6 protein-coding genes are annotated in these 7,149 nt (G+C 55.2%); 3 read left to right on the forward strand and 3 right to left on the reverse strand.

Annotation, left to right across the window (positions count from 1 at the left end; translation table 11 throughout):
* Window positions 1-153: 153 nt before the first annotated feature.
* On the reverse strand, window positions 154-1,332 hold the full coding sequence (locus tag VGM48_RS23950; RefSeq protein ID WP_331583332.1) for an acetyl-CoA C-acyltransferase: 1,179 nt from the start codon (window positions 1,330-1,332) through the stop codon (window positions 154-156).
* 113 nt (window positions 1,333-1,445) lie between these two features.
* On the opposite strand from VGM48_RS23950, the gene VGM48_RS23955 reads away from it, so the two are divergent.
* From VGM48_RS23955 to VGM48_RS23965, 3 genes are all read left to right on the forward strand, one after another.
* Complete coding sequence (locus VGM48_RS23955) at window positions 1,446-2,591, forward strand: quinone-dependent dihydroorotate dehydrogenase (RefSeq protein WP_331583334.1); 1,146 nt, start codon at window positions 1,446-1,448, stop codon at window positions 2,589-2,591.
* 30 nt (window positions 2,592-2,621) lie between these two features.
* A complete protein-coding gene (locus tag VGM48_RS23960; protein ID WP_331583336.1) occupies window positions 2,622-3,362 on the forward strand; it encodes a TerC family protein in 741 nt (246 codons plus the stop codon).
* Between the two features lie 86 nt (window positions 3,363-3,448).
* Window positions 3,449-4,060, forward strand: a complete 612-nt coding sequence (locus VGM48_RS23965) for a YdeI/OmpD-associated family protein (RefSeq protein WP_331583338.1) — start codon at window positions 3,449-3,451, stop codon at window positions 4,058-4,060.
* Between the two features lie 163 nt (window positions 4,061-4,223).
* Here the strand turns inward: VGM48_RS23965 and VGM48_RS23970 are convergent, their stop codons facing one another.
* The gene (locus VGM48_RS23970) at window positions 4,224-4,937 is read right to left on the reverse strand and encodes an RsmE family RNA methyltransferase (RefSeq protein ID WP_331583340.1); all 714 of its coding nucleotides are present in this window, start codon (window positions 4,935-4,937) and stop codon (window positions 4,224-4,226) included.
* 128 nt (window positions 4,938-5,065) lie between these two features.
* Window positions 5,066-6,640, reverse strand: coding sequence for a replicative DNA helicase (gene dnaB / locus VGM48_RS23975; RefSeq protein ID WP_331583342.1), 1,575 nt, complete (start codon window positions 6,638-6,640; stop codon window positions 5,066-5,068).
* Window positions 6,641-7,149: the final 509 nt, after the last annotated feature.

The raw sequence follows: 7,149 nt of genomic DNA on the forward strand, positions 1-7,149 counted from the left end.
TTAAAACTATTTATGATATGAGTAAATTAAAAAGCCTTCTCTTCGAAGGCTTTTCAAAAAATGAGTGGCTTTATGCCGGGAAATATAGGTTTCAGACCCCTTCCAACCCGATTTTACCCGATCTATCCCCGTATTTCGGCCAAAAACCGGGCATTAATTAAGATTTTCTATAATACCTGCTATTCCCTGACCACCGCCCACACAGGCCGTAACAATGCCATATTTCTTCTTCAGTCTTTTCATATCATTGATCAGTTGGACGGTGAGCTTGCAACCCGTGCAGCCAAGGGGATGTCCAAGCGCGATCGCGCCCCCATTGATGTTCACAATGGCCGGATCCATACCCAGTTCCCTTATTACAGCCACCGACTGGGAAGCAAAAGCCTCGTTCAACTCAACCAGTTCAATATTACCAAGGTTCATCCCTGCCTGCCGCAGGGCCTTCGGCACAGCTTCCACCGGACCCATGCCCATGATCCGGGGATGCACCCCCGCGCTCGCGCACGCCACCAATCGCGCAAGCGGCTTTAACCCCAGTTCCTTCATCATCTTCTCGCCCATGACTATGACAAATGCCGAACCATCGCTGGTCTGCGAGGAATTTCCGGCTGTTATGCAGCCGCCGGCGGCAAAGACGGGTTTTAGTTTCGCAAGTGCTTCCAGCGAGGTGTCCGCGCGTGGCCCTTCATCGGTGTCGACGGTAAAGCTGCGCTTTTGTCGCTTGCCCTTCTCATCGACATACACCTCGTCCACCGTCAGCGGCAGAATGCCGGATTTGAAATAACCCTTTTCGATGGCTTCTATCGCTTTACGATGCGAATGATAGGAAAACTCGTCCTGAGCTTCGCGGGATACGTTGAACTCCTTGGCTACGGCCTCCGCCGTCAACCCCATATTCAGATAATAATCCGGTTCCTCGGAGGCGATGGAATAGGCAGGCACCGTCTTCCAGCCGGCTTGCGGCACCATGGTCATGCTTTCCGTCCCACCGGCGATGATACAATCGGCCATCCCCGAGCGGATCTTGGCCGTTGCCATGGCGATGGTTTCAAGCCCACTGGCGCAATACCGGTTCACCGTAACACCCGGAGCATGGATCCCCACGGCGCGGGCGGCAATGATCCTGCCCACCTGCAGCCCCTGCTCCGCCTCGGGTACGGCATTACCGACGATGACGTCATCCACCCGTTTGGCGTCCAGTTCGGGTACGGAAGCCAACAGCGCTTTGATCACGGTGATGGCCAGATCGTCCGGCCGATAGAAACGGAGTTTCCCTCTTTTTGATTTGCCTACCGCGGTGCGGTATCCGGCAACTATATAGGCGTCTTGCATGGTAAAAAGTTGTTTATGCAACTGTCATCTCAAAGATAAGATTTTGGCGGCAATCGGCCAATCCATGGACCTTATTGCGGCGCGAAAAAGGAATCTGGAATATCTTCGCGGCTATGTACAAGTTGCTGCGCACCATATTGTTCTTTTTTCCCGCCGAAGGGGTCCACCATTTTTCCATGAAAGCCTTGAAAATATTGTGTAGCTGGGGGGTGACGCGCCGGCTGGTGAGTTGGGGCTGCCGCCCAGAAGGGCAGGGGATGCCGGCCGCCGCAGGGGCGGACTCCGCCGATGTCCTTGGCCATCAGGTACTGGGCCTCACCTTCCCCAACCCCGTCGGTCTCGGCGCGGGCTTTGACAAGAACGCACTCTATCTCCGCGAACTGGAAGCCCTCGGTTTCGGGTTTGTGGAGATCGGAACAGTGACGCCAAAACCACAGGCCGGCAATGAACAGCCTCGTCTGTTCCGGCTGCCGCAGGACCAGGCGCTGATCAACCGGATGGGCTTTAACAATGACGGGGTCGAGGTCATCGCAGCACGGCTCCGCGCCTGGCAGTCGGGCCGCCGCGGTCATAACGGCCCGGGCCCCGATGGTCGCGCCACGCGTGACGACACCATGCGGCTGATCGTCGGCGGTAACATCGGCAAGAATAAGGTGACCCCGAATGAGGAGGCCTGGAAAGACTACGAGATCAGCTTTCGCGCGCTATACAACTATGTCGATTATTTTATCGTAAACGTCAGCTCGCCCAACACCCCCGGGCTCCGCGAACTGCAGGAAAAGGACGCCCTCCGCCGCATCCTCACCAATCTCCAGCGCATCGGCGCCCAGCTATCCGCGGCAGGCGCCCCGCGGCGCCCCCTCCTCCTCAAGATCGCCCCCGATCTCACGCAGGATCAGCTCGACGACGTCATCGCCCTCGCCCTCGAGATCAACCTCGACGGACTGGTCGCCACCAACACCACCATCAGCCGCGAGAACCTGCTGACGACCGCGGCCAATCTCGAAGCCATCGGCGCCGGCGGCCTCAGCGGCGCACCCCTTCGCGAACGCGCAACAGCAGTCGTACGCTATTGCAGCGATGGCACCGCCGGCCGCATCCCCGTCATCGCCTCAGGCGGCATCTTCACCGCCGCCGACGCCCGGGAAAAACTCGCCGCCGGCGCCTCCCTGGTGCAGGTCTGGACAGGGTTTATCTATGAAGGGCCGTTTATTGTGAATCGCATCTGCCGGGGGTTGCAGGGGTATCCCGCCAAATGATTATTTTCGTGCCCTCTTAACTGACCAAGAATGCATTCTCTTTTTACGCTGGATTCGCTCGTGAGCCTCCTTACCCTGACGCTTCTCGAGATCGTCCTGGGGATCGACAACGTTATCTTCGTATCTCTGCTGATCGGCCGGCTGCCGGCCAACCGGCAGATCGACGCCCGCCGCATCTGGATGATCGCCGGCATTCTCGTCCGGAGCGCACTCCTGCTGGCCCTCGGCTGGCTGGTAACCAGCGGGAATAAAGTATTGTTCTCCATCGGAAACTGGGGTTTTTCCATCCGCAATCTCATCATGATCGCAGGCGGCCTTTTCCTGCTGTTCAAGACCGTCCAGGAGATCCACGAGAAACTCGAGGGAGACCACGAACAAGAGGCCGTCACCACGAAGGGTACCGGCAAGAGCTTTGCGGCCATCGTCACCCAGCTGATCCTCGTGGATACCGTCTTTTCCTTCGACAGCATCATCACGGCCGTGGGATTGGCCCGCCAGGTGGTCGTGATGATCATTGCGGTCGTCCTGGCCATGATCATCATGTTCTTCTTCAGCCAGACCATCGCCAACTTTATCAACCGCCGCCCCACACTCAAGATACTCGCACTTTCCTTTCTGATCATGGTGGGGTTCAGCCTCCTCTTCGAAGGCCTGGAACCCATCCATCACTCCCATATCGACAAGGGATATATTTACTTCTCGATGGTCTTTGCCTTCGGGGTCGAACTCCTGAACACCCGTGCCCGCAAGCCGAAAAAGCCCGGGAAATAAAAAGCCCGGGAAATAAAAAGTCGGGGAAATAAAATATATTCGGGTACTAAAAAGCCGCCCCCGCGCGGCGCCTAAATATTCTGCCTATGGCCTCTACCGATGCCCGTATCGACGCCTATATCGCAAAGTCGGCCGACTTTGCCAAACCCATCCTTACCCACCTGCGGCAACTGATCCACAAGGCCTGCCCCCAGGTGACCGAAACGATAAAATGGGGAATGCCCTTCTTCGAATACAACGGTTCTCCCCTTTGTAATATGGCCGCCTTCAAGCAGCATTGCAGTTTTGGATTCTGGAATGCCGGCAAGATGAAAGACGCCAACACCACACTACAGGTCAAAGACCGGGGCGCCATGGGAAATTTCGATCGCATCACTTCCGTAAAAGACCTGCCCGCTAACCGGGAAATGACGGCGTATATCAAAGAGGCCACAGACCTTATCGAAAAAGGAGTGAAGAAGGCGGCGCCCAAAAAGGCCCCGAAGCCGGAACTGCCCACCCCACCGGAATTGACTGCCGCACTAAAAAAGAACAAGAAGGCACAGGCGACATTTGAAAGCTTCTCCCCCTCCCACCGCCGGGAATATATCGAATGGATCACGGAGGCAAAAACGGACGCCACCCGGGAAAAGCGCTTAGCCACGACCGTGGAATGGCTGACCGAAGGAAAGTCGCGGATGTGGAAATACCAGAAGTAAGTGCTTTCCCGAATTAATAATTAATTTTTCCCCTTGCGTAAGGCCAGATCAGACCAACCCCCTATTTTTACAAAGTATTAAATTTAGTAAGTCCAAGCGGACAACAGGCTGGTCATGCAGTCTGTTGCCGCCTGGCACAAGACCGCAGACCCCGCCAAAGGCATCAGTCGATACACAGTAACGTAGCCGCCACGACACCGGCTGTCTCCGTTCGCAGCCGGTTCCTCCCCAACGTCACCGGTATAAAATTTTCCGCCAGCGCCAACGCCACCTCTTTTGGAGTGAAATCACCTTCGGGCCCGATAAGGATCAGGGTCGAACCGGCACGTTGCAGCTGTACCCGCCCGGCAAGACTCTCGGTGGGCCGGGGAGCCTCCAGGCAATGGGCGATAAGCCGCTGTTCCGCCTGCCCGGAAGCGATGAAGGCGGAAAAGGACACGGGCTCGGTTAACACCGGCAACCAGGTCTGCTGGGATTGCAGCAAGGCACTGACAAGGATATTCTGCCAGCGTTCCTGACGGGTATGCTGGCGCTCGGTACGCTCGGATAAAAGCGGGATGATCGTTGTGACGCCGACCTCGGTCGCTTTTTCAAGGAACCACTCAAAACGCGAAGCGTTTTTCAACGGGGAAATGGCGATCGAAACGCTTCTCGCCGGCATTGCCTCGTTCATGACAGAATCGATCCGAACCCTGCATTTCTTCTTATGATCGTCAACGACGACCGCCGTCAGCAGAACGCCCTTCCCATCGGTAAGTCGCAGCTGTTCCCCCGGCTTCATCCGCAGGACCTGTACGATATGCCGGGAATTGTCCTCGTCAAGCGTGAGCTCTTCACCGGCCCCACCGGACCGGGAATGATAAAAATAAGGGAGCATAATGGCCGTAAAAGTAAAAATAAAAGCCCCATTGGAAGGGCTGTTTATTTTGCTATTGAATTAGCGAACCTCAGACTTTTTAAGATCGGGCGCAGCGCCCTATAAAACGGTCTCTTACCATCATCCGCCTAGAACGGCGTATCATCATCATCCTGCGGCACATCCTTCATCCGGCTTCCCGCCTGGATGTAAAGCTTTGCACCATTGCCGTCATCAGCGCCCTGTACCGGTTTCCAACTGCCGCCCGAAGGCATGCCGATGCCGCCGAAATCGTCCTCGCCATATTCAGTGAATTTCTGGATATGAAGCAAGGCCCTGAGCTTTACCGTATCGAGCGACCCGTTACGGTGCTTGGCGATCTTTACATGTGTCTCCCCCTTATTGCTCTCCCCCATCTCGTTGGCCGTGATACCATAGTATTCGGGCCGGTACAGGAACATGACCATGTCCGCATCCTGCTCGATGGCGCCGGACTCCCGAAGATCGCTCAGCTGCGGGATCTTCTCCCCTTCCTTTCGCGATTCCACCGCACGGGACAGCTGGGAAAGCGCGATAATGGGAACCTGGAGCTCCTTGGCAAGCCCCTTCAACGCCCGGGAGATCTGGCTGATCTCCTGCTCGCGGTTGCCATTCTTATTATCGCTGGACCCGCTCATCAGCTGGAGATAGTCGATGATGATAAATCCAATATTGTGTTTGTTCTTGAGCCGCCGGCATTTCGCCCGAAGCTCGAAGATATTCAGCGCGGGAGTATCGTCGATAAAGATCGGGGCCTTTGCCAGCCGGTCGATCCCTTTTTTGTACAACTGTTTCATCTCATGCTCTTCCAGCCGGCCCCGGGCGATCTTTTCCATAAAGATCTCCGCCTCGGCGCTAAGGATACGCTGTACAAGCTGCGCGGAGCCCATTTCCAGGCTGAAGAAGGCCACCGGGGTGGGCTTGCTGCTGTGCAGCGCGGCATTCCGGGCAAGATTGAGGGCGAAAGCTGTCTTACCCACGGCCGGCCGTGCAGCAAGTATAATAAGGTCGGTATTCTGCCAGCCATAGGTGATCTTGTCCAGGGATGGGAACCCGCTGGGTACCCCGGTGATCTCATCCTGCTTGTGCCGCAGATCCTCGATCCGCTGGATCGTCTTCACCAGGATGGTGTCGATACTGTCGAAGTTCTTCCGGAGGTGATTATTGGTGATCTCGAACAGCTTGCTCTCCGCGTCGTCCAGCAGATCGAATACATCTGTGCTGTCCTCATAGGCATCCCCAATGATCTCCCCACTGATGCGGATCAACTCCCGCTGGATGAATTTCTGCAGAACGATCCGGGCATGCGTCTCGATGTTGGCAGAGGAAACGACCGCATTGGTCAGCTTGGTCACGAAATAAGGCCCACCCACCATCTCCAGCTCCTGCCGCATCTTCAACTCTTCGACCACCGTGAGGATATCGATGGGCTGACTCTTCTGAGCCAGACCCTGCATCGCCCGGTAAATACGCTGATGCCCTTCCAGATAAAAGCACTCCGGTTTAAGAATTTCCACGACCGTATCGAAAGCGCTCTTTTCCAACATGATAGCGCCTAAAACAGCCTCCTCCAGTTCCTTGGCTTGAGGAGGAAGCTTGCCATAAACCATGGTGCTAAGGTCCACAGCCGGCTTGCGCCTCATTTTGCTGCGATCCTTATTGAGATTAAGGTTAGTAAGATCCATACGAAACCGTCCAGAATAATTTTTAAGAAATAGGGTGTCCAGCCGCTATTGCCCTTCCGCCGGTTAAGGAATTGTTATGACAAGATGAACAGAATGTTACCCGGCGAGTCAGGAGGGCGAATATAGAACTCCTGAATTCCTTGAAAGCAGTTTTTCTTTTTGTTTCTTTATCCTACAGAAATCCACATCAATATCCACATGCTTTCAGGGTTTATACACAGGAGTCCCCAACCTATCCACAATTTAAAAAAGTTTTCAGTCCTTTCGGTATTAAAATTCACACCGGCTGTGCACAAAGATTTACCCGTAAATATTTTGCCGGGAGGGCGAAACCACAGAATGCGGTTTGAGGGCAATTTGGATGGCCGGCAGACGGGTTGTCTACCGGCCAGATCCAGATGTAGTGCGGGTTGCGGCAAAGATGCCTATGGTCTGGTATCTCTCTTCGGTTCTTCTTTCTTCGGCTGCGGCTGCGGGACACGCTGTCCAGGCGCGAATCTCGGCGTATT

The sequence above is a fragment of the Puia sp. genome (genome assembly GCF_036500295.1).
Taxonomy (GTDB): Bacteria; Bacteroidota; Bacteroidia; order Chitinophagales; family Chitinophagaceae; genus Puia.

Bases quoted from the DNA above. Each gene is read 5' to 3' on its own strand.
- VGM48_RS23965 (WP_331583338.1), top strand. From the start codon at position 3,449: ATGGCCTCTACCGATGCCCGTATCGACGCCTATATCGCAAAGTCGGCC.
- VGM48_RS23970 (WP_331583340.1), bottom strand. From the start codon at position 4,937: ATGCTCCCTTATTTTTATCATTCCCGGTCCGGTGGGGCCGGTGAAGAG.
- dnaB (WP_331583342.1), bottom strand. From the start codon at position 6,640: ATGGATCTTACTAACCTTAATCTCAATAAGGATCGCAGCAAAATGAGG.
- VGM48_RS23955 (WP_331583334.1), top strand. From the start codon at position 1,446: ATGTACAAGTTGCTGCGCACCATATTGTTCTTTTTTCCCGCCGAAGGG.
- VGM48_RS23950 (WP_331583332.1), bottom strand. From the start codon at position 1,332: ATGCAAGACGCCTATATAGTTGCCGGATACCGCACCGCGGTAGGCAAA.
- VGM48_RS23960 (WP_331583336.1), top strand. From the start codon at position 2,622: ATGCATTCTCTTTTTACGCTGGATTCGCTCGTGAGCCTCCTTACCCTG.